This is a genomic window from Gardnerella sp. DNF01159, from assembly GCF_049244215.1.
Lineage (GTDB): Bacteria > Actinomycetota > Actinomycetes > Actinomycetales > Bifidobacteriaceae > Bifidobacterium > Bifidobacterium swidsinskii.
In genome coordinates this window covers 1,326,609-1,347,763 of the sequence record NZ_CP058387.1, presented here as the reverse complement: position 1 = coordinate 1,347,763, position 21,155 = coordinate 1,326,609, and the positions used below count along the sequence as shown (strand labels likewise).

Annotated in this window: 19 protein-coding genes; 11 read left to right on the top strand and 8 right to left on the bottom strand. The window is 45.5% G+C overall.

The genetic code is table 11. The features are described 5' to 3' along the window. Window positions 1-128 precede the first annotated feature (128 nt). The 4 genes from HXT39_RS05315 (at window position 129) to rsmD (ending at window position 4,918) form a co-directional block, all read left to right on the top strand. Window positions 129-1,277: a PfkB family carbohydrate kinase gene (locus HXT39_RS05315; protein ID WP_076002633.1), complete on the top strand. Its 1,149-nt coding sequence runs from the start codon at window positions 129-131 to the stop codon at window positions 1,275-1,277. Between the two features lie 320 nt (window positions 1,278-1,597). Then, window positions 1,598-2,536 carry a nucleoside hydrolase gene (locus HXT39_RS05310; RefSeq protein ID WP_033888576.1) on the top strand — a complete coding sequence of 313 codons (939 nt, stop codon included), beginning with the start codon at window positions 1,598-1,600 and terminating at the stop codon, window positions 2,534-2,536. A 118-nt stretch (window positions 2,537-2,654) separates the two neighbouring features. After that, the gene (locus HXT39_RS05305; protein WP_004110247.1) at window positions 2,655-4,079 is read left to right on the top strand and encodes an MFS transporter; all 1,425 of its coding nucleotides are present in this window, start codon (window positions 2,655-2,657) and stop codon (window positions 4,077-4,079) included. Between the two features lie 254 nt (window positions 4,080-4,333). Then, complete coding sequence (gene rsmD / locus HXT39_RS05300) at window positions 4,334-4,918, top strand: 16S rRNA (guanine(966)-N(2))-methyltransferase RsmD (protein ID WP_103013810.1); 585 nt, start codon at window positions 4,334-4,336, stop codon at window positions 4,916-4,918. 708 nt (window positions 4,919-5,626) lie between these two features. Here the strand turns inward: rsmD and trmD are convergent. The 7 genes from trmD to cysS form a co-directional block, all read right to left on the bottom strand. Beyond that, complete coding sequence (gene trmD / locus HXT39_RS05295; RefSeq protein WP_199172883.1) at window positions 5,627-6,493, bottom strand: tRNA (guanosine(37)-N1)-methyltransferase TrmD; 867 nt, start codon at window positions 6,491-6,493, stop codon at window positions 5,627-5,629. Between the two features lie 41 nt (window positions 6,494-6,534). Further along, window positions 6,535-7,134, bottom strand: coding sequence for a ribosome maturation factor RimM (rimM, locus tag HXT39_RS05290; protein ID WP_033888578.1), 600 nt, complete (start codon window positions 7,132-7,134; stop codon window positions 6,535-6,537). A gap of 1 nt (window position 7,135) precedes the next feature. Next, window positions 7,136-7,369: an RNA-binding protein gene (locus tag HXT39_RS05285; RefSeq protein ID WP_004105376.1), complete on the bottom strand. Its 234-nt coding sequence runs from the start codon at window positions 7,367-7,369 to the stop codon at window positions 7,136-7,138. Window positions 7,370-7,371: 2 nt separating this feature from the next. Further along, entirely contained in the window at window positions 7,372-7,842 is a 471-nt protein-coding gene (gene rpsP / locus HXT39_RS05280) for a 30S ribosomal protein S16 (RefSeq protein WP_033888579.1), read from the bottom strand. Window positions 7,843-7,958: 116 nt separating this feature from the next. Next, complete coding sequence (locus HXT39_RS05275; protein ID WP_004110263.1) at window positions 7,959-9,134, bottom strand: endonuclease/exonuclease/phosphatase family protein; 1,176 nt, start codon at window positions 9,132-9,134, stop codon at window positions 7,959-7,961. After that, a complete protein-coding gene (gene ffh / locus HXT39_RS05270) occupies window positions 9,131-10,801 on the bottom strand; it encodes a signal recognition particle protein (RefSeq protein WP_004110266.1) in 1,671 nt (556 codons plus the stop codon). Before ffh ends, HXT39_RS05275 begins: the two co-directional genes overlap by 4 nt. A 106-nt stretch (window positions 10,802-10,907) precedes the next feature. Continuing rightward, the gene (gene cysS, locus HXT39_RS05265; RefSeq protein WP_033888634.1) at window positions 10,908-12,545 is read right to left on the bottom strand and encodes a cysteine--tRNA ligase; all 1,638 of its coding nucleotides are present in this window, start codon (window positions 12,543-12,545) and stop codon (window positions 10,908-10,910) included. A 524-nt stretch (window positions 12,546-13,069) separates the two neighbouring features. Here cysS and HXT39_RS05260 point away from each other — a divergent pair. The 6 genes from HXT39_RS05260 to rpmF all read left to right on the top strand — a co-directional run bounded on the left by HXT39_RS05260 (window position 13,070) and on the right by rpmF (window position 17,767). Continuing rightward, on the top strand, window positions 13,070-14,407 hold the full coding sequence (locus HXT39_RS05260) for a nicotinate phosphoribosyltransferase (RefSeq protein ID WP_012913865.1): 1,338 nt from the start codon (window positions 13,070-13,072) through the stop codon (window positions 14,405-14,407). Window positions 14,408-14,641: 234 nt separating this feature from the next. Next, window positions 14,642-14,971, top strand: coding sequence for a DUF3039 domain-containing protein (locus tag HXT39_RS05255; RefSeq protein WP_012913866.1), 330 nt, complete (start codon window positions 14,642-14,644; stop codon window positions 14,969-14,971). Between the two features lie 126 nt (window positions 14,972-15,097). Further along, a complete protein-coding gene (coaD, locus tag HXT39_RS05250; protein WP_012913867.1) occupies window positions 15,098-15,646 on the top strand; it encodes a pantetheine-phosphate adenylyltransferase in 549 nt (182 codons plus the stop codon). A 15-nt stretch (window positions 15,647-15,661) separates the two neighbouring features. Continuing rightward, window positions 15,662-16,699: a hypothetical protein gene (locus HXT39_RS05245; protein WP_102703370.1), complete on the top strand. Its 1,038-nt coding sequence runs from the start codon at window positions 15,662-15,664 to the stop codon at window positions 16,697-16,699. A 2-nt stretch (window positions 16,700-16,701) separates the two neighbouring features. Beyond that, the gene (locus HXT39_RS05240) at window positions 16,702-17,388 is read left to right on the top strand and encodes a YceD family protein (protein ID WP_004110281.1); all 687 of its coding nucleotides are present in this window, start codon (window positions 16,702-16,704) and stop codon (window positions 17,386-17,388) included. 184 nt (window positions 17,389-17,572) lie between these two features. After that, window positions 17,573-17,767 (top strand): 50S ribosomal protein L32, encoded by a 195-nt coding sequence (rpmF, locus tag HXT39_RS05235; RefSeq protein ID WP_004574042.1) that lies wholly within the window; start codon window positions 17,573-17,575, stop codon window positions 17,765-17,767. Between the two features lie 254 nt (window positions 17,768-18,021). On the opposite strand, the gene rnc is transcribed toward rpmF, so the two are convergent. Then, window positions 18,022-18,858, bottom strand: a complete 837-nt coding sequence (rnc, locus tag HXT39_RS05230) for a ribonuclease III (RefSeq protein ID WP_102703372.1) — start codon at window positions 18,856-18,858, stop codon at window positions 18,022-18,024. 127 nt (window positions 18,859-18,985) lie between these two features. On the opposite strand from rnc, the gene HXT39_RS05225 reads away from it, so the two are divergent. Continuing rightward, window positions 18,986-21,100: an ABC-F family ATP-binding cassette domain-containing protein gene (locus HXT39_RS05225; RefSeq protein ID WP_102703373.1), complete on the top strand. Its 2,115-nt coding sequence runs from the start codon at window positions 18,986-18,988 to the stop codon at window positions 21,098-21,100. Window positions 21,101-21,155 lie beyond the last annotated feature (55 nt).

The window sequence follows — 21,155 nt, the reverse complement described above, 5'->3', positions numbered from 1 at the left end:
ATATCAACTTTTGTTGGATATAATATAAAAAAACAACAAAATTACATAAATTTACGTGCATATTATGAGAATTGTGAATATCCTAGATAGTAGGCATCATTTGTAATCACAATAGAGATGAGGCGACAATGACCGAACGCGAACAACAAATCTTGACTTGGATTCAACAAAACCCGATGATTAGCCAACAGGAACTTGCAAATCTCGCAGGAATTACTCGTTCAGGTGTGGCTGCTCATATTTCCAATTTAATTCGCAAAGGATATTTACGAGGTAAGGGATATATTGTTACTCCTCCAAGTTATGTGACTGTTGTTGGCGGAATTAGCATGGATGTTCTTGGCATTGCTTGCGGAGATTTGATGGATTACACGTCTAATGCTTCCCGTGTGCGCTATATGCTAGGCGGTGTTGGAAGGAATATTGCAGTCGCGTTGGAACGTCTTAATATTCGCACAAGCATGGTTTCTGTCTACGGTGGCGATCACAACGGAGAGCTTTTCCGCATTGATGCTGCTGCAAACGGCTTAGATATTGGTTATGCGAAGCAACTTCCTGAGTCAATGACTGCTTCGTACATGTATGTTGGTGACGCTTCTGGTCAGCGTTTGCTTGCTTTAGACGATATGAGTATTTACGACCACATGACTCCTGATTTTTTGCGTGAGCGCATGTCCATTATTGAAAATGCTGATATTTTGGTGTTGGATACTAATATTCCGCAAAAGTCAATTGAGTGGCTATGTGACCGTTATCGCCGTCCTATTATTGTTCGTGCAATTACGGATGCAAAAGCTCCTCGAGTGCTTTCTAGATTGTCTCGTATTGACACCCTTATTTTAGATACTGCTGAATCGCAGGCTTTAACTGGCGTTAATGCTGTTGACGAGCGTTCTGCAATTCGCTGTGCGAATGTGCTTCTCAAGCGTGGAGTAAAACGTGTATTTGTAAATGCCGGTCGCGCAGGAGTTGCTTATGGTGTTGCAGATGAGGGAGTGTCGTTCTATCCTGTCCCAGTTAAGCGCGTCCAGAGAATGATGCTAACTCGCGGAAATAGCAATGTTGGTGTTGAAGCAGTCGGCAACGACAACGGTTCTAGCGATGCTGCTACTGCGGCGCTTATTTACGCGCGATATAACGAATTTGATTCTTCAAAAACTGGCAGATTTGCGGTTGCTGCTGCAGCTTTGAATACTGAATCTATGCAGCCTGTACATGAGTTGTTTAATCCAGAACTTATTTCTCAACGCATGACGAATATTCATGAGCGCATTTAATTAGTGCTTTTTGCGCTGATTTTATTTCTTTTATTTAATTTACGAATTAATCTTGTAAATTTTTCTTGCATACAATAGTAGGTCTGCTATACTTGTTATTAGTCATTTGTTTAGTTATATAAACAAATGTTAGGTAATTAGTGTTGTATGATGCAATGGAGCGTATGTGCAGCGAAATGCGTAGTGGCGTACGAGCATGGATCATAGAGCAATTTACGCATAAATTAACAGCAGTTAGTAGCAAACGTAATAGCAAAAATAACTGAAAACTATTTACGTAAGTTATTAACAAGAAGTTAGTTATCTACGAAGGAGTAATGATGACTTCAATCATCCTAGATTGCGATCCTGGCCATGATGACGCCATGGCTATTCTGTTGGCACTTGGTAACCCAAATATTGAGTTGCTCGGCGTAACTACAGTTGGCGGCAACCAAAGCCTTGAAAAAGTCACGTATAATGCGCGTGCAACTCTCGAAATGGCTCGTGCAACTCACATTCCAGTTCACGCAGGCTGCGACCGACCAATGGTCCGCCCTCTGGAAGTTGCGGCTTCCGTGCACGGCGAAAGCGGCTTAGACGGCGTAACGCTTCCAGAACCAACGCGACCATTGGACGAAGGCCACGCTGTAAATTGGATTATTGATACGATTATGAGCAACGAACCTGGCACGATTACGCTTGTACCAACTGGTCCGCTCACCAATATTGCTATGGCAGTGCGCCTTGAGCCACGAATCGTAAGACGTGTGAAGGAAGTTGTGCTCATGGGCGGCGGATATCACGTTGGTAATTGGAGCGCGGTTGCTGAGTTTAATATTAAGGTTGATCCAGAATCTGCGCATGTTGTGTTTAATGAGGATTGGCCTATTACTATGGTCGGTCTTGATTTGACACATCAGGCACTTTGCACTCCTGAAGTGCAAGCAAAGATTAATGCTATTGGCACGCCTCTTTCTGCGTTTGCTAGCGGTTTGATGGACTTCTTCCGTAAAGCGTATAAGGATAATCAAGACTTTATTGATCCGCCAGTTCATGATCCTTGCACGATTGCTTATTTGATTGACCACAGTGTGGTGGCTACTCGTCGCTGCCCTGTAGACGTTGAAATTAAGGGCGAATTAACAGTTGGTATGACCGTTGCAGATTTGCGCGGACCAGAACCATCCGCAGAAGAATGCCATACGCAAGTTGCAACCAAACTTGATTTCGATAAATTCTGGGATTTGATTATTGACGCGCTGAAGCGTATCGGCTGATTTGTACTAGAATTATTCACGATATTTTGCGCAACAATACTGCAAATTTACCGAAAGAAAATAAAGCGGCAAAGTTGCGCGAAAATAAAATTTATACGAAATTTGATATGAGGCTATTATGACTGAAGTTTCATCTCCAACGCCTTCCATGCTAGACAAGGGTGGGCGATCAATTGTTGCGTTAATGACGGCGCTACTCGTTGCTATTTTTGCTTTCCAGCTCAACGCTTCAATGCTTTCTCCAGCATTAGCAACAATGACAAAAGAGCTTCACGCAACCGATACGCAAATCGGCTTAACTCAAACAGTGTTCTTTACTGCTGCTGCTTTATTCTCACTGTTTTTGCCGCGCTTATCTGATTTAGTCGGTCGTAAGAAGGTGCTTATTGGCATTTTGATTTCAACGATTGCGGGCTGCGTAGTGTCTGCGCTTGCTCCAGATGTGAATATTTTGATGCTTGGACGTATTTTGCAGGGTGCTTCTGGTCCTGTAGTGCCGATGTGCTTGATTATGCTTCGCGTGCGCGTAACTGAAGAAAAGCGTTACGCAAAGCTAATGGCAATTTTGACATCTGTAAACGGTGGTATTGCTGGCGTTGATGCGTTGCTTGGCGGTTGGCTTGCTGGAAAGTTTGGTTTCCGTTCGGTGTTCTGGACTATGGCAGGTATTGCTGTAGCGGCAGTGATTATGGTGATTGTTGCTGCTGAAGAATCTTATGCGGAGGAAACTTCAAAGATGGATTGGTTGGGCGTTGTGACGCTTGGTATTGCGTTCCTTGCAGCATATCTTGCTATTAATGAAATTGATAAGCTTGCAAATGCTAACTTGACTATGGTTGCAGGCCTTGTGGTAGTGGCTGTAATCTTCTTCGCGATTTTCTGGAGAATTGAAGGAAAGATTGCTGCTCCTTTGGTTTCGACGCATTACATGAAGCAGCGTCGCACGTGGGGCTTGCTTTCTTGCACGCTGCTTACCATGACTGGCGTTTTTGCTTTGATGAATGGTGTAGTGCCGCAGCTTGCTCAGGATGCTAAGTTTGGTGCTGGCTTGGGTGCTGACGTGGTGAGCTTTGCAACGTTGACGCCTTACGCAATTATTGGCTTCTTGTTTGGGCCTGTGGCTGGTATGCTGGCTGCCAAGTTTGGTTACCGTTTGGTACTTCGTGCTGGCATTATTGTCAGTGTGATTGGCGTTGTGTTTGGTATGTATGTTGCTAATAATCCATCGGTGTGGTCTTTGGTTGCGCTTTCGCTGGCTTTGGGCGTAAGCTACGCAGGTGTTGCAAACATTATGCTTAACGGACTTGGTATTGTGCTTTCTCCAAAGGATAATCCAGGATACTTGCCAGGCATGAACGCTGGTGCTTTTAACTTGGGTGCTGGCTTAAGCTTTGCAATTCTTTACGCTGTGATGACGAATGTTGCAGGAACTAATGGTGCAACAGGCGGATACATGGCTTCGATGGTTGCGGGCATTGTGTTACTTGCGCTTGCGTTTGCTTGCTCCTTCTTAATCCCGAATCCTGAAGAAGTAAATAAGTAAGATTGACGCGTGAGTTTGCGTAATCTTAAGTGAATAAAATTAAGCGGTAAAGCTAGGATTTCCTATGCTTTGCCGCTTTTTGCTTTCTGCGCGCGACACTTCCTTTACACAGCTGTAAAGCGAGTATCGAAACCGAAAACAAATGCCAGTAAATTCTCCAACAAATGTGTTTAAAACTCATAGACAATACTAAATAATCACAAAATCGCATTGAGTAACAATGACTGTCGGGAGGGGGAGGATAAGCTAGAAGAATGCACATTATTGCTGGACGTTTTAAATCTTTGCCGCTTACTTCAGCGCAGTCGTGTACAAGACCTACTACAGATCGCACGAAAGAAGCGATATTTTCTAGGCTCGATTCGTGGGATGTTATGCACAATGCTCGCGTTCTTGATTTATTCGCCGGCACAGGTGCGTTAGGAGTTGAGGCGCTATCTCGTGGCGCGCGTGAGCTTGTTTCTGTTGAAGCAAATTCGCAAGCGGCTGCGCTGATACTTCGTACGTCGAAAGCGTTGCAGAGTTCAAAGGCTTGGGATTCTGCGCTTTCTATGAGGGTTCTTCGAAAGCGCGCGGAGCAGTTCGTTGCGGATTATAGTGGGGAAGCGTTTGACTTGGTTTTTATTGATCCGCCTTATGCTTACGAAACTGCGGATTGCGAAAGTTTATTGGCTTCGATGATTGCGAGCGGAGTTGCGAGCGTTTCTGCGGATACGTTGATTGTGTTGGAGCGTAGCGCGCGAAGTGTTTTGCCGACTATGCCTGAGGGCTGGGAGCTGTTTGATACGCGTAATTACGGAGAAACTTCCGTGCTGTTCATTCAGCCTAAGCGCGATTGATCTGATTCGGCTTCGTTACAATCTGTTTTTGTACTCAGGATGTGGCGCGAGTTTTGGGGGATTTCTTTTCTCGCATGCGCTACGACCTGCTTGAGCGCAGCATTGTGCGCGCGAAAGCAACTCGGAGCGTGAGCTTGCTCAAGTTGAAAGCACGGTGTGCTTTCAACGCAAGCTCAGTAGCGAGCGCGCTGTGCGCGTGAGCGTTCTTTCGTGCGCTTTATTCTTAAACGTTTTTTAACGATACGCTCGCGTTTTATTACGCTCGCTTGCGAAACTCGCGTTGGAAGTCCACTGGACTTCCAACTTTAGCGAGTTTCCGCATTGAAGTGCCTCTGCGCACTACGGCTTTAAGCGCTCCGGCAAATCAATGCGCAGTCCTCTTTTAGTGCTCGTAAAGAAATCCCCCAAACTCTGCGTGTTTAATCGTTAATAACCGTGCCTTATCGCAGAGATTTTTCGATTTTTCTTCTTCGCTTGGCGAATCAGCAGCCTGCGGCTCTGACGTTCGCCTCGCTCAGTGCGAAAAATCTCAAATCTCACCACACGAATATTAGTACATTGAAGTTAGCGTACTAAACAGGTGGTGGTGTTATGGTGGAGAGATTTTGTGTTGTGCGTGCGGCAGCAATAATGTTAGTGTTCTCTAATCAACAAGTAATTAACGCTAGCATAGCAATACTGTTGTCGGAGTATTTCCGGCTTTTGCTGCTAGCGCGAGTTTTTGCGCGGATGTTCGCCGGAAACTTCCCATCCGAGCGACATAAGCGTTTTTCGATCCGATTTATCTAGCTTGTGGCAGTCCAATTTTTTAATCAAGTCAGGTCGAATTTCGCTTGTACGAGATATAGCTTCATCTCGACGAAAACGATCAACTTTGGCGTGATTTCCGGAAGTGAGTATTTCCGGAACGCTTATACCGCGCCAAGTAGTTGGACGCGTGTATTGATGGTGTTCCAAAAGTGCGTCCGAGCCTGTGTACGACTCTTCAACAATCGACTCAGGATTTCCCATAAACCCCGGGATTAAGCGTGTAATTGCCTCAAGCATAACGCTTACTGCAACTTCTCCGCCATTTAGCACGTAATCGCCAATTGAATACTCGCGTACGTCAATTCCTTGCGCTCGGTAATATTCTGGAATCCTAGCGTCGTAGCCTTCGTATCTGCCGCATCCAAATACTAAATGATTTGCGTTGCTTAATTCTGTTGCGTCTTTTTGCGTAAATAGTGGGGCAGAAGGGTTCGGGAATATAAGAATTGGTTTAGTTGAGTCTATTTTATTAGTCGCGATTTTTGCTTCTTCGCAACTATCGCACGTATCGCACGTATTTTTTACTTCAGATTTTGGCAAGCTAAGCAGCTCGTCTAAGCATTCCGCCCAAACCTCAGGTTTCATAACCATGCCAGCACCACCGCCAACCGGCGTGTCATCAACAGATTGATGCACATCGTGAGTCCATTTGCGTAAATTGTATGCGCGAATTTGCAATAAACCATTATTTTGCGCTTTGCCTAACAAACTTAGGTCTAGCATGCGAAAATATTCTGGGAATACGGAAATAATATCGATGTCCATCATAAGGCACTCTACTACGAAAACTGATAAAACTATGAAAACTACGAAAGCCCCGGAATTAAACCGCCAGGAGGATTAATAGTCAAATACCCGTTTGCAACGTCAACTTCCGGCACAATAGCTTCAACAAATGGCACGAGCGCTGTTTTATGTTCTTCGTCAACCGGATGATCTAAACGGATTTTCAGTAACGATTGCGCGCCGTCGAGCACATCCACGACTTTTCCAATAATTTTAGGAGTAAGCCCAAGCTGATTTTCTTCGCACAAACGCGCTTGCAAACCGACCAAATCCTTAATATACCAAGCATTTTCGGCAGCAAGTTCTTGCGCATCTTCCGCATGCACATACAATTCAGTGCCATTAAGTGCTTCCGCATCGTTGCGATTTTGTGATTCTTCGAATAGTAAAATCCAACGATTTTTGAATGTTCTTGCGTTCTCAATAACGAACTCGCGCTCGCCGTCTGCAGTGCACAATACATTTCCTGGCTCAAAACGTTCGTAAGGCTCATCTGTAAAAATTTGTACAGTAACTTCGCCTTTTAAACCTTGGGCTTTACCGATACGACAAACCCTCAGCAGGTCATTACGACTTTGCTGAGGGTTGTCAAAAGATTGTTGGTCTAATGCCACGTTCATCTCACTTACGTACGTCCATAATGTCAACGCGCACATTGTGGTTGCTCAAAGCTTGCACAACAATGCGAATTGCATTAGCGGTACGACCATTGCGTCCAATAACGCGACCAATATCTTCAGGATTCACGCGTACTCGAAGCAATTCGCCGCGAGCATTTTCGTGAGAACGTACCGACACGTCATCTGGAAAATCCACGATGTTCTTAATGAGATGTTCAACAGCTTGAGCCAGCATGATTACTCAGCCTTTTCCTCGGCTTCGGCAGCTTCCGCAGCTTCAGCTGGGGCTTCTTCGGCTTCGTTTGCAGCGGCTTCAGCTGCAGCCTGAGCCTTAGCAGCGGCTTCAGACTTAGCGGCCTTCAGCTTCTGAGCTTCAGCTTCAACAGCTTCAACGCGAGCCTGTGCGTCTGGACCAGCTTCAGAAGTCTTCAACGTGCCTTCGGCACCGTCGAGACCCTTGAACTTCTGCCAGTCACCAGTGATCTTCAAGAGTTTCAACACTGGTTCGGTTGGCTGTGCGCCAACGCCAAGCCAGTACTGTGCGCGCTCAGAATCAATCTGAATCATAGATGGCTGCTTGTTTGGATCGTAAACGCCGATCTCTTCGATGGACTGACCGTTGCGCTTGTTGCGTGAATCAGAAATGACTACACGGTAGAAGGCATAGAACTTCTTGCCCAATCGCTTAAGACGAATCTTGGTTGCCAAAATGGCTCTCCTTATAACTAGAGTCGTGGAATTTCGTTCGGGTGTGGGGCACTCCTTGCGAGCTTCCACATGTTCCTCACGTGGTCGGGAAGAGGGCGCCGATTCACGCGAATAACTTATCTATTATGCCTGCGCGCTTGGACGTTTTTATCTAGTGATTGTAGGCCGATTGCTGCGATGTATGCTAAGTGATCAGTGCCGTCGACAACTACATTCTTTTGCCATAGTGCGTTAGATTTACAGTTTTTTGCGCAAAATAGCACATGGTCAAGTGTAAGATTTGGCCACTTAAGCCATGTAGGCCATGTGCGTAGACGCTTTCCAAGCGAAAGCGCAACGTCTGTAAATCCGTATTTCAAAAGCGAGCGAAAGCTTGGGTGGTCGACTGTGGAATTAAGATCGCCAGTAACAATAGTAAGAGTTGCTAAATCGCAAGTTTTCGAAGTAGATTCGTCAGCGCATTCGTTAGTGCAATCGGCGAAAGAATCAGTAGTAGAATCAATAGTCGCAAGTGCGCGAATTCCATTACTCCAAGCAGCACACCCACGCATCGGTGACTTTGGATGTGCAGAAGCAAATTTCACCAAAACTTTTTCATTTGCACCAAAATCTAAGCAAGTTGTAACGCTTGGTACGCTTGCAGCTTCAATTTTTACGGAATTATTGCAAGTAGAAATCGCGGAATATTGCGTAAAAATAGCGTTGAATCCGCCGTTATTATGCTCACTTTGCGCACCTACGCACGAAGTTGGAAAAATTTCGTATATTCCAAGTTTTTCAAGATTTTTTACTAAAGACTCGCTTAATTCTTGTAAAAGTAACGTATTTACGTGATATTTTTTCGTTATTTCTATTATTTCGGATGCACTCGCTTTTCCGTATCTGCAGTTAAGAGTCATCACGCGTATTTCTTGATGCCGTTCCTTGCAGCTTTTGCGCGACGATTTGCTTTCGTGCAACCTACGCAATCTTTCAAACCAGTACGGCGTATGCGACTTAAGCGAAATCAAAAATAGCGCAGCGTAAGCAACGCATAAATATCCGTAAGATTTCGCGTAAGATTGTGCTAAATTAAGCGATTTCGTTACTTTCTCTGCGCAGCATGTATACAGCAAAAAAGCGCCAAAATTACACAAAAACAGTGCTCCCACAACGTAAGTTGCAAGTGGAAGCAACGCAATAACATACGGAAGTGGGTTATATTTATCCGCACCTGCTGGCAGCCAACGCATCAGCTGCCACAAAAGAAGCGGCACAAATATAACCCACAAAAACGCCAATACTAAAATCATCGACCGAATAAGCCAGCTAATCCGCCGCCAAAGTTAGGTGGCAGTTGATTATCTTGATTTGCGTCTTCGGAATTCATAAGTTCCTTAAGTCCTTCAGGAAGATTCTGAAGATTTGGTTGCTGTGGCTTTGCAAAAGCAGAACCTGCAACATCGTCGCTAGTAGATTCGCCAGAAAGACGCTCACGCAACGCGCGCTCTTCAGCTTCCCTGCGCATTGGATTTCCGGACTTTCCGACCTTCTTCTTGCCTTTCTTGTCTTTGCGCTTCGACTTACTGCCGGCTCCACCGAATCCAGGAATGCCGCCCATGCCAGGCATCCCAGCTCCACCGCTCATTCGCTTCATCATTTTTGCAGCCTGTTCGAAACGTTGCAAAAGTGCATTAACTTGCGAAACGCTCACACCTGATCCGGCAGCAATTCTCGCGCGGCGAGATCCGTCAATAATCTTTGTATTTCTACGCTCTTGAGGAGTCATAGAGCGAATAATCGCCTCAGTGCGGTCAATTTCCTTATCGTCAAACTGCTCAAGCTCTTGACGGTGGGCAGCCATTCCAGGCATCATACCCAAAAGCTTCTTCATTGAGCCAAGCTTACGAACTTGCTGAAGCTGCTCCAAAAAATCATCCAAACCAAAGCTGCCTTCAGCTATTTTTGCAGCAGCCTTGCGTGATTCTTCTTCGTCGAACTGCTTCTGTGCGTGCTCAATAAGCGTCAAAATATCGCCCATATCGAGTATGCGTGAAGCCATTCGATCAGGATGGAAGATTTCAAAATCCTTCAAACCTTCACCTGTAGAGGCAAACAAAATCGGTTTTCCAGTAACGCTTGCAACCGAAAGTGCAGCACCGCCTCGAGCGTCGCCATCAAGCTTAGAAAGCACAACGCCGGTAAAGTTTACGCCATCGTTAAAAGCTTGAGCAGTGCGAACAGCATCTTGACCAATCATTGCGTCAATAACAAACAGCACTTCTTGCGGTTGCACGGCATCGCGAATATTGCGTGCCTGCTTCATGAGCTCTTCGTCAACACCCAAACGACCTGCGGTATCAATAATCACAGTGTCATACATTTTTTCGCGCGCATAATTAATAGAATCGCGCGCAACCTTAACCGGGTCGCCTTTAGTGAACCATGGCAAAGAAATCGCACTTCCGCCTGTTTGTACGCCCTTTTCTGGAGCAAATACAGGAACTCCTGCGCGCTCGCCAACAACTTGCAGCTGCGTGACTGCATTAGGTCGTTGCAAATCTGCTGCTACAAGCAAAGGAGTATGGCCTGCATCCTTCAGCCAGTAGCCTAGCTTTCCAGCAAGCGTAGTTTTACCCGCACCTTGCAAACCTGCAAGCATAATTACAGTTGGAGGATACTTCGCAAAATTAAGCTGCCTATCTACACCTGCGCCCAATACTTGCGTAAGCTCGTCGTTTACAATTTTCACAACTTGCTGAGCTGGGTTTAAAGCGTGCGAAACTTCCTCACCAAGAGCGCGCTCGCGAATTCGAGCAGTGAATGAGCGGACTACTTCCAACGCAACGTCTGCGTCGAGAAGTGCGCGGCGAATCTCGCGAATTGTGCCGTCAATATCGGATTCTGATAGCTTGCCTTTGCTGCGCAAATGCTTAAAAGCATTGGAAAGGCGGTCTGTTAACGAACTAAATGCTGCCATAGTTTTCCATTCTACCTGTTGTTGCTAACGTAACTTTAGTGCAATTGCTAACTTGATTTGCTAATTAATACTTTCGCGTTTTCTTTTGCTTTTGCGTTACTTTCGTTTATTGCAAATGCCAAGATGATTCTTGCGAAGTATCGACAATTACAATTCCTGCGTTATTTAACGCGTCGCGAATAGCATCTGCAGTAGCAAAATCCTTTGCTTTTCTAGCATCTGCTCTAGCTTTAAGTTGCAAAGTAATTAAAGAGTCCAAAGCTGAGTGTTCTTTGTTTTCCTTGCCGTTTGAGCCTTCTGCAGGCGATTGATTATCGTTCGAAGCCCACGTTTGTGCGTAAGGATCCAAGCCCAAAGTATCTAACATAGCTCGCACTTGCAAAACAGCGAGATATATGAGCTTTTGTACGCTTTCGCTTTGTGCTTGTGAAGAATCTTTGCTGCAGTCGTCAATAAGAGTATTTCCTTGACGAATTGTAGTAAATATTTCTGCGATTGCGCCAGAAACGTTAATGTCATCGTTCATAGCGCGAGTGAAATCTTCCGGAAGCTCGTCTGCGTTAACAGAGCGCACTTCTTCGCAAGTTGGCTTCTTGTCAAGCAATCTGTCAGCTCTCTCGAGGAAGTTCATAATGCGATCATAAGCCGATTTTGACTCCACCAAAGCTTGGTCAGACCACTCCAACATTGCGCGATATTGCACTGCTCCCAAAGCATATCGCACAACCCAAGCCGAATTATTTGCCAAAACTACTGGTACGGAAAGACCATTTCCCAACGATTTTGACATTTTTTCACCTTTGGCGGTAACCCATGCTGAATGCATCCACACATTGGCGCTTTCCCATCCAGCAGCACGCGTTTGTGCCATTTCGTTTTCGTGGTGAGGGAAACGCAAATCCAGGCCGCCTCCGTGAATATCGAAATCATTTCCAAGATAACGATGGCTCATAGCAGAGCATTCAATATGCCAACCAGGGCGTCCCTCGCCAAAAGGAGTTTTCCAGCGCGCATCCGGCTGATCGAAATCGCAAGGTGCTTTCCAAAGTGCGAAATCCCTAGGATCGTGTTTGTCTGGTGAAGCATCTGCAGGATCTGTTGGATTGTAAATATCGTTTTCGGCAGCGTCTACGCTTGGACCTTTCGCGTCTGCGATAGCTGCGGCTTCATCTGCGCAAGTTTCATTTTGGTTCTGATTTTGGTGCGTTAATTCGCCGTAATGCTCCCAACTTGGCACGTCAAAATAGACATTTCCAGTAGGATTTCCGTCATTGTCTTTAATAACATATGCGTGACCGCGTTCGATTAAGCGTTCAATCAGCTCAACCATGTCTGTAATATGACCTGTTGCGCGTGGCTCAACTGTTGGCGCAAGCACTCCTAAAGTATTGTAGGATTTTGTAAATTCGCGCTCGTAAATATATGCTCGTTCCCACCAATTTTGCCCTGATTCGTTGGCTTTTTTCATAATTTTGTCGTCAATATCTGTGACGTTTCTAACAAACGTGACTTTGTATCCTAAACGCAGCATCCAGCGACGGATTATATCGAATGCGATCGCTGCGCGAATATGACCAATATGCGGAGAACTTTGCACTGTTGCGCCGCACACGTACATGCCTACTTGACCATGCTTTTTAGGTACGAAAGTGTTCGTTGAATGTGAAGCCGTGTTGTATAAGTGCAGGTTTTCTGCGGCTTTAGTAACTTTTGCAGTCTCTTCGTTCAAACTCTTATTAAGCATAATTGCTATTATAAATGCTTCTTTATACTGCGATTTGGCATTGCTTTGTCTATTACTCCAAACGTGCGCAACTTTTCTCGCGTTGGCGCGACGGCCTGCTTGAGCGTAGCACAGCGCGCGCGAAAGCAACTCGGAGCGGAAACTCGCTTAGGTTGGAAGTCCAGTGGACTTCCAACGCGAGTTTCGTAAGCGAGCGCTTATAGTGCGAGCTTGTGGTTTGGCACTCCAAATGTGGGGAACTTATCTCGCATTTGGAGCGTTTATCGTCGTTATACGCTCCAAATGTGGGGAACTTATCTCGCGTTTGGAGCGTTATCCGTTGCGCAGTGCTCAGGTATATCGTCGCGCTCGCTGTTTCCCACACAGCCCAAGTATCAGCCAAGTAACAAGCTCAGTAGATAGAGCTAATATGATTCCAGTGTTACGTTGTGAATACTTATTAACTACTCGCGCGTACTACGCCACTCCCAAAGAATTGGTAATTAGTAACTAGTTTTTATTTTGTTCGTTACGAAAGGAATATCATGGCTGAGATTTCATCTGCTCTTATGACGGACATGTATGAATACACTATGCTCGACGCTGCTCTTAAAGACGGCACTGCAAATCGCAAGTGCGTTTTTGAAATTTTTACGCGCCACTTGCCTCAAGGTCGTCGTTACGGAGTTGTTGCTGGCATGGGCCGCATTTTGGAAGAGCTGCAAAAATTCCATCTTTCGGAAGATGATTTGTGTTTCTTAAGTGATCGTAAAATTGTTAGCGCAGAAACCATTGAATGGCTGGAAAATTTCCGATTCCACGGTAAAATTTCCGGTTATCGCGAGGGGGAGATGTTCTTCCCGAATTCGCCAATTTTGCAGGTAGAAGGCACTTTTGGTGAGTGCACTTTGCTTGAAACTGTGCTTCTTTCTGTGCTTAATTACGATTGCGCGGTTGCCTCTGCCGCAGCACGTATGGTTTCAGCCTCCGCAGGTCGTCCTTGCATGGATATGGGCGGCCGTCGCACAAACGAATATTCTGCAGTTGCTGCATCTCGCGCAGCGGTTATTGGCGGTTTTAAAGGTACTGCAAATCTGTTGGCTGCAAAACTTTACGGATTGAAGGCAATCGGAACCGCAGCTCACTGCTTCACTCTTGTTCACGACACCGAGCGTGACGCTTTCACTTCTCAAATTGCAGCTCTTGGCAAAGGCACTACGCTTCTTGTTGACACTTATAATATTGAGGAAGCTGTAAAGACAGCCGTGGAAGTTGCAGGTCCAGATCTTGGCGGAATTCGTATTGATTCTGGAGATTTGTGCGCTCTGGCTCGTCGCGTTAGGAATCAGCTCGACGAGTTGGGTGCTAAAAACACAAAGATTACAGTTACTAACGATTTGGACGAGTATGCTCTTGCTTCCTTACAAAATGCGCCTGTGGATTCTTACGGCATCGGCACAATGCTTGTAACCGGCTCCGGTGCTCCAACTTGTGCAATGGTTTATAAGCTTACTGAGCGTGAGGGTGCAGATGGTGTAATGCAGCCTGTTGCTAAGCGTTCTAAGAATAAAGCGACTGTGCCTGGACGTAAGTTGGCGTATCGTTCATACGATTACAGCAACGATTCTTGCGGTGTAGCTGATTGCGAACGCGTGATTTCCGGTTCGGAAGTTGCGCTCGCTCAGTTTAAGCCTAAGGATTCGTGGGAAAATCTGCTAGTTGATTACATGGTCGATGGTGAAGCTGACGAACAGTTTATGGGTCACGATGCGATTATACGTGCCCAGGATTATTGCGCTTCTGCTTTGCGTCGACTGCCTTTGGCTGCGCAAAGTTTGATGCGCGGAGACCCTGCAATACCAACAGAAATTCAAGTACTATAAAAGTACTATAAATTAATCTTTTTAAAACTAAACTTTACTAAATAACTAAATAAGATTCGCAAATAATTTTCGCGAATAATTAGCGAATAATTCATGCGTAAAGACTAGCGTTTCTGACAGCTTTTTTGAGCGTTTGTTGCGATAATGCTTTATGCTTGATTTTGCTAATAAAATTCAATTAAATTTTAGTGCGCTACGAAATTCGTTACACAATGCGTTACGAAAGGATGCGATATGTTTTCATCTTTAGAAGCAGATAATGCGTTAGATGCTGTTATGGAATCTGGTTCGCAATCCGCAAATCCAGATTCTGGTTCCGGCACAAGCACTTCTGTTCTAGAACGTCCAGAAGTTGACGAAGATGCTCGTCTAGATGATGGTGGTAATGCAGATCGTTTTGCGCACTATGTGTCAAAAGACAAAATTGATGAGTCGCGCTTAACTGGTCGACCAGTAGTAGCTTTATGCGGTAAAGTGTGGATTCCTCGACACGAAGCAAATGACTACCCAGTTTGCCCTGAATGTAAGCGCATATACGAGGAATTAGGAAAGTTTAATTTTTAAGTAATTATGTTGCGTATTTAAGTAGTTTATATTGCGTATTAGCGTTACTTCTATCTTTAACGATAAAAGTAACGCTATTTTTTAATATATTTTTGTTCTGAGCGCAATGGGTGATAATCTAAAAGCATGACTATAGCTGTGTGCCCCGGCTCGTATGATCCAGTCACTGCCGGCCATTTAGACGTAATACAACGTTGTACGCATCTATTTGATGAAGTACATGTGCTAGTTGCGGTAAATGCTGCAAAGACTCCGTTATTTTCTGAATCTGAGCGCGTAAAAATTATTCAAGAAGCAATAAATAATTTGCCGCAATCTCAAAATAGCTTCAATCGCGATTGCAAAATAGTAGTAACTTCAACAGCTGGTTTGATTACTGACTACTGTACAAAAGTTGGTGCTACAGTAATCGTAAAAGGCTTACGTCAAAACGGTGATTATGAGGCAGAACTTGGAATGGCACTAGTGAACCGCAAATTAGCAGGTATCGAAACGCTTTTCCTGCCTGCTGATCCTGTGCTTGAGCATGTTTCAAGCTCTGTGGTTAAAGATGTTGCTCGTCATGGGGGAAATGTTACTGGCATGGTTCCAGATAACGTAATACCCTTATTAAAAAAGCTTTTTAGTGAGCAATCATTAGGCGTAGATAATAATTCATCTATGCTGAACAATTGAACAGGAGAGTAGAAGATGACAAATAAAAATGAACTTACTGACGCAACTTCTGGATTATCTAGTGAAGGAGACGACACGATGGAGCGCGAAGTGCAAGTTGATCGCAATCAAAAGCTGCCATTGCATCCGGTTCTCGCAGATGAAGAAGATGCTCAAGATGGCGTTGTAAATAAAACGCAATCCGACGTACGAAGTGCGCATGAAGGCGACCTATTAGTTGATACAGATGCTGACAACACAGAAACGTCATCTGTTGCGGCAGTTGGAAGTGTTTCTGCTGCGGAAGATGTGCAGGATAATGGTGCTGATAGTACAAATAAGAACAAGAAAAATAGCAAAGCAGCTTCTTCGCCAGCATCATTTTCTCCTTTCCCTCTTCCAGATTTACGAGAGCGAGAAGATGGTGGCGTTATCGACTTTGAGGAAAATGAATCTGAAACTTCAAAAGTAGCTGCAGAAACAATAAGCGATGAAGCGCGTTCAAAGAGCCGCGCTGAATTTACTACAGTTTACGACATTATTGACGCAATGGAAGCAACTCTTTCGGAAGCCAAGAATGTTTTGTTTGCTGCAGGAATGGTAAAAATTGATCGCGATGAGTTCGTTGACCAGTTAGCGCGTTTGAAAGATATGCTTCCTGTGCAATTGGAGCGAGCTTCTGCGTTAATGCGAGAAGCAGAGCGACGTTTGCGTACAGCGCAAGCACAAGCAAGCTCTATTGTTTCTTCAGCGCAATCTCAATCTGCAGAAATAATTGAAGAAGCGCAAGAGCGTGCTCAATTTTTAGCAGGTCAAGAAAACGTAACGGCTTTAGCAAAACAGAAAGCTCGCGATATTCTCGCTACTGCGCAAGCAAAATCAGACAAGCTTACGCAAGGTGCGGATCAGTATTGCGCGACTGTTATGGAAGGCTTAAAGCAGCAGCTAGATAAATTAGAACAAGATGTGCAAGCGGGTCAGCGAGTGTTGGAAGATCGTCGTCGAGCTGCAGCGCACGTACAAAATGACATTAGCTCATCATTGTATGACGATGATGAAGAGGAAAGGAATTAGTAATGGCTTCGCATCCATCCCAATCACCATGGGCTGTTCCAGTAGCGCAAATGGCTGCGCGCGCTGGTAGTAGCATGTCGTTGCATCGCGTATTTCCGGCGCCGGAAGGTATTGGAGATTACGTTATTGGCGTAAAGCCAGGCAGTGATGTTATGGTTGATGGCGATTTTGATGCTGTGGTTGACGGCTTAATGTTTCAGGGCAGTATTACTGCCCCGGTGCATGCAGAATGTACTCGATGCTTGATGCCGCTTCGTCGCGATTGGAAAGTGGATGTGTGCGTATTCTTTCCATATGCTGACTCGCGTTCTAATCGTTCGGATAATCGCAATACTCGTGGCGATGCGGATGAAGCTGAATCGCAAATTTGGGATGAAAATGACGAGTCAGGCAATGTGTATCCTCTAGTTGCGGGTGGTGATTTTGCGGATATTGAGGCTCTTATTCGCGACACGATGGTAAGTGAGCTGCCGTTGCAACCGTTGTGTGAGCCGGATTGTCGCGGACTTTGCTCTCAGTGTGGCGAAAACTTAAACGAGCATCCAGATCATCATCATGACGTTACGGATATTCGTTTTGCTGCTTTAGAGGATTTGAAAGCTCAGCTTGAGCAGAATGAAAAGCGCGACGACCTGCCTGAGCGCTGCGATTTAGCGCGCGAAGGCAACTCGGAGCGGAAACTCGCTTAGGTTGGAAGTCCAGTGGACTTCCAACGCGAGTTTCGTAGCGAGCGCTTAGAGCGCGAGCTTTTGCGCAAAACAGATTTCGCTTAAATCTCACTCAAGTTCACGTAAATTAGCAATTTGTACGGCGCTTGCTGTAATATACAGAACGCTTAAGCTCAATCGATTGAATGAAATAGAGGAAAGAATTATGGCACTGCCTAAGTACAAGACCTCGCGTGCTAATACGCATTCGCGTCGCGCTAATTGGAAGGCGTCTGCCGTGCAGACTGTGACTTGCCCGAACTGCGGTTCTCAGGCATTCCCACACATGGCTTGCCCATCTTGCGGAACCTTCCGTGGTCGTGTTTATCGTGAAGCTATTCGCTCCGAGCACACCAAGTAGGTTTTATTAATAGAAACCCTGCCATCGACGGGTGGCAGGGTTTTTCTTTTTCTTGCGTATTGTGGCTGTGAGGGGTGGGGTTGCTTGCGCGACGACCTGCTTTCGCGCAGCATTGTGCTCGCGAAAGCAACTCGGAGCGTGAGCTTGCTCAGATGGAAAGTCCAGTGGACTTTCCACGCAAGCTCAGCCGAGCGGCAATTAGCCGTGAGGACAGCGCTCCGCTCTTGCTTGTTGTGGCGCGAGTTTTGGGGGATTTATTTCCTCACACGCGCGTCGAGTGCGTGCCAAGCGATTTCGGCGGCTGCGAGTTGCGCTTTTCGTTTGCTAGAGCCACTTCCGACTCCCAACACTTCGTCGCCATCCTTATGTGCCAAAACCGCGCGAGCCTCAAATACTGGAGCGTATTCTGGCCCAGAAACAGCCATTCGATACTCTGGATCTTCCAAACCCATATCGTGAGCTTTGACTGTAAGCGAAGTCTTCCAATCGAGAGCTGGTCCTTCAGTTAGCACTTCCGCCAAAGTGTCGTCAATCAAACGATGCACAACTCTGCGAGCTTCATCAATTCCATGTTCAACAAAAGTTGCACCAATAAGCGCTTCAACAATATCGCACAAAATTGAATCTTTATTATTTCCGCCCTGCTCCATTTCTCCGCGACCGAGAAGAATATACGCGCCAACATGCAGCTTTTCGCGCGCAACAGCAGAAAGCGCCCATTCAGACACAGCTTTCGCTCGCATCTTCGCAAGCTGACCTTCAGTCATGTCTGGATGTGCAGAAAACAGCGTTTCTGTGGAAACTAACTCAAGCACAGCATCGCCCAAAAACTCAAGTCGCTCATAATTTCGTGTGCCAGGATGCTCGTGCGAGAACGAGCGGTGGGTGAGTGCTTCTACCAAAAGATCCGGCGAAATAGTTGTGCCTAAAGCGTTTAAAAGTTCCTGCGTTGGGTCTCCAGGACGTGTTTCACCGCCATCTAATCTCAAAACTCCATCTTCGTTGTGTTGCACATGCGAGTTGTTTTGATTATTTTGATTGTGTTTGCTCTGCATATTCTGTTGATTCTGTTGATTGTTCTGAGTTTTCATAGCACGTATTATTATAGTCCTACTACCAACACAAGCGCTTTTAAGCTTCGCGTTCGCATTTGCAATCGCATTTTTCCATATTCCTTCTATACCCTTTCGTATAAGTGTTCAGCTATATTTGTGGATTATGCCTACGTATGATTTGGGATTAGAACGAGTTTCGCTAGAATTTGCTACAAAAACGATTTTTAAAGACGTTACTATTGGAGTTTTTGAAGGTGACAGAATCGGTATTGTTGGAAAAAATGGCGACGGAAAGTCAACGCTACTTCGACTACTTGCCGGTAAAATGCAACCTGATTCTGGTCGCGTTACGAAGCGCGGAGGGCTTACTTTTGGCATGTTGGATCAGCGCGATCCATTGGACGATAACGCAACTGTGCGCGAGGCTGCTCTTGAAAATCGCGAAGATTACGAGTGGGCTGCAGATCAGCGTTCGCGCGAAATTGTAGAAGCGCTTCTAGGCGGCATAAATTTGGAAGCAAAAGTAGGCACGCTTTCTGGAGGTCAGCGCAGACGTGCAGATTTAGCAAGATTATTGTTGCGCGACTGGGATATTTTGGCTTTGGATGAGCCTACGAATCATTTGGACGTTGTGACGATTCATTGGCTTGCAGAGCATCTTCTTCACCGTTGGCAGGACGGTCAAGGTGCGCTTTTGATTGTGACGCACGACCGCTGGTTCTTGGACGAGGTTTGCACTTCGATGTGGGAAGTGCACGACGGCGTAATTGATCCTTTCGAGGGTGGTTATAGTGCTTATATGATGCAACGCGTGGAGCGCGAACGCCAAGCGGATGTGCGCGAAGAGCGTCGCAGGAATTTGGCGAGAAAAGAGTTAGCTTGGCTTTCCAGGGGTGCTCGTGCGCGTTCTACTAAGCAAAAGTTCCACGTAAAGCAAGCGCGTGAGCTTATTGCAGATGTGCCGCCGCTAAGAGACACTCTTGAATTGAAGAAAATGGCAACTTCGCGTCTTGGTAAGCAAGTTGTTGATTTAATTGACGTTACGCAAATTTTCGACAACGCTCAGCAGCTAAAAAATATCGATCCGGATATTGCAGAAAGCGCATCTTCGTCTGAATCGAATGCAGAAAAATCAAATAAAGTCGATATTGTAGAATCTGCTTTTGCGCAACCAACTCACGTAGGAAGCGTTACTATTGCCGTTGACGAAAATCAAGAAAATTCTCTTGAAAATTCTGCGGAAAATACTTCGGAAAGTACTGCTACGAGCGCAGAAAACATTGCAGAAACTTCAGCTGCATCGCGCAAAACTATTACTGGACGCATGATTTTAGACGATGCAACTTGGCTTATAGGTCCAGGCGATCGTTTTGGAATTGTGGGTGCGAATGGAGCAGGAAAATCAACATTATTAAGCATTATTGACGGATCTCTAAAGCCTACGCTTGGACACGTAAATATTGGCAAGACTGTAAAATTTGCCGTGCTTTCGCAGCGGCTAGAAGAGCTTGAAAAGCTTGGAAAATATAAAGTAAAAGAAGTTTTAAGTCGCTATAAGCCTAGCTATATTATCGACGGCAAAGAAGTGACCCCAGGTCAGCTTATGGAAAGGCTTGGTTTTAAGCCCGAGCAGCTTATGACACCAATTGCGGATCTTTCGGGCGGTCAAAAGCGACGTATGCAGCTGCTGCTGATTTTGCTAAACGAACCAAACGTGCTGATTATGGATGAGCCTGGAAACGATCTCGATACTGACATGCTTGCAGTTATGGAAGATTTGCTCGATACTTGGCCTGGCACTTTGATTGTTGTTTCGCACGATCGCTACTTGCTTGAGCGCGTAACAGACCAGCAATTTGCGCTTATTGACGGCAAAATTCGTCACCTTCCAGGCGGTGTAGATGAGTATTTGCAAATTGTAGAAAAACTGCAACGCGATCACGAAAATAGTAGTGGTACTACTGGTACTGTTGGCGCTTCAAGTACTGCGAATGCTTCGAGTGCTGCAAATTCTACAACTAAAGAAAGTTCAGAAAGTACAGTAATTGAGCCCAAACTTACCGGCAAAGCCTATCACGATGCTGCAAGGCGAGTTTCAGCAATCGAGCGAAAACTTACAAAGCTTGAAGAAGAAAAGTCGCAAATTGAAGCGCAAATGGCTGCGCATAACCCAAGTGACTTTGTTGGACTTCAATCTCTTAACGAAGATCTCCAAAAAAACGAGCAAGAAGCAAGTGCTCTTGAGGATGAGTGGATGGAGCTTTCTGAGCAGCTTTAGTACAAAATTGCTGCGTGCTAAGAAGATGAAATAGAAGATAACAGCCACGTGCTAA

Bases quoted from the DNA above. Each gene is read 5' to 3' on its own strand.
- HXT39_RS05260 (WP_012913865.1), top strand. From the start codon at position 13,070: ATGGCTGAGATTTCATCTGCTCTTATGACGGACATGTATGAATACACT.
- ffh (WP_004110266.1), bottom strand. From the start codon at position 10,801: ATGGCAGCATTTAGTTCGTTAACAGACCGCCTTTCCAATGCTTTTAAG.
- cysS (WP_033888634.1), bottom strand. From the start codon at position 12,545: ATGCTTAATAAGAGTTTGAACGAAGAGACTGCAAAAGTTACTAAAGCC.
- HXT39_RS05315 (WP_076002633.1), top strand. From the start codon at position 129: ATGACCGAACGCGAACAACAAATCTTGACTTGGATTCAACAAAACCCG.
- coaD (WP_012913867.1), top strand. From the start codon at position 15,098: ATGACTATAGCTGTGTGCCCCGGCTCGTATGATCCAGTCACTGCCGGC.
- HXT39_RS05305 (WP_004110247.1), top strand. From the start codon at position 2,655: ATGACTGAAGTTTCATCTCCAACGCCTTCCATGCTAGACAAGGGTGGG.
- HXT39_RS05285 (WP_004105376.1), bottom strand. From the start codon at position 7,369: ATGCTGGCTCAAGCTGTTGAACATCTCATTAAGAACATCGTGGATTTT.
- rimM (WP_033888578.1), bottom strand. From the start codon at position 7,134: ATGAACGTGGCATTAGACCAACAATCTTTTGACAACCCTCAGCAAAGT.
- HXT39_RS05225 (WP_102703373.1), top strand. From the start codon at position 18,986: ATGCCTACGTATGATTTGGGATTAGAACGAGTTTCGCTAGAATTTGCT.
- HXT39_RS05240 (WP_004110281.1), top strand. From the start codon at position 16,702: ATGGCTTCGCATCCATCCCAATCACCATGGGCTGTTCCAGTAGCGCAA.
- HXT39_RS05275 (WP_004110263.1), bottom strand. From the start codon at position 9,134: ATGATTTTAGTATTGGCGTTTTTGTGGGTTATATTTGTGCCGCTTCTT.
- HXT39_RS05245 (WP_102703370.1), top strand. From the start codon at position 15,662: ATGACAAATAAAAATGAACTTACTGACGCAACTTCTGGATTATCTAGT.
- rsmD (WP_103013810.1), top strand. From the start codon at position 4,334: ATGCACATTATTGCTGGACGTTTTAAATCTTTGCCGCTTACTTCAGCG.
- HXT39_RS05310 (WP_033888576.1), top strand. From the start codon at position 1,598: ATGACTTCAATCATCCTAGATTGCGATCCTGGCCATGATGACGCCATG.
- HXT39_RS05255 (WP_012913866.1), top strand. From the start codon at position 14,642: ATGTTTTCATCTTTAGAAGCAGATAATGCGTTAGATGCTGTTATGGAA.
- rnc (WP_102703372.1), bottom strand. From the start codon at position 18,858: ATGAAAACTCAGAACAATCAACAGAATCAACAGAATATGCAGAGCAAA.
- rpmF (WP_004574042.1), top strand. From the start codon at position 17,573: ATGGCACTGCCTAAGTACAAGACCTCGCGTGCTAATACGCATTCGCGT.
- trmD (WP_199172883.1), bottom strand. From the start codon at position 6,493: ATGGACATCGATATTATTTCCGTATTCCCAGAATATTTTCGCATGCTA.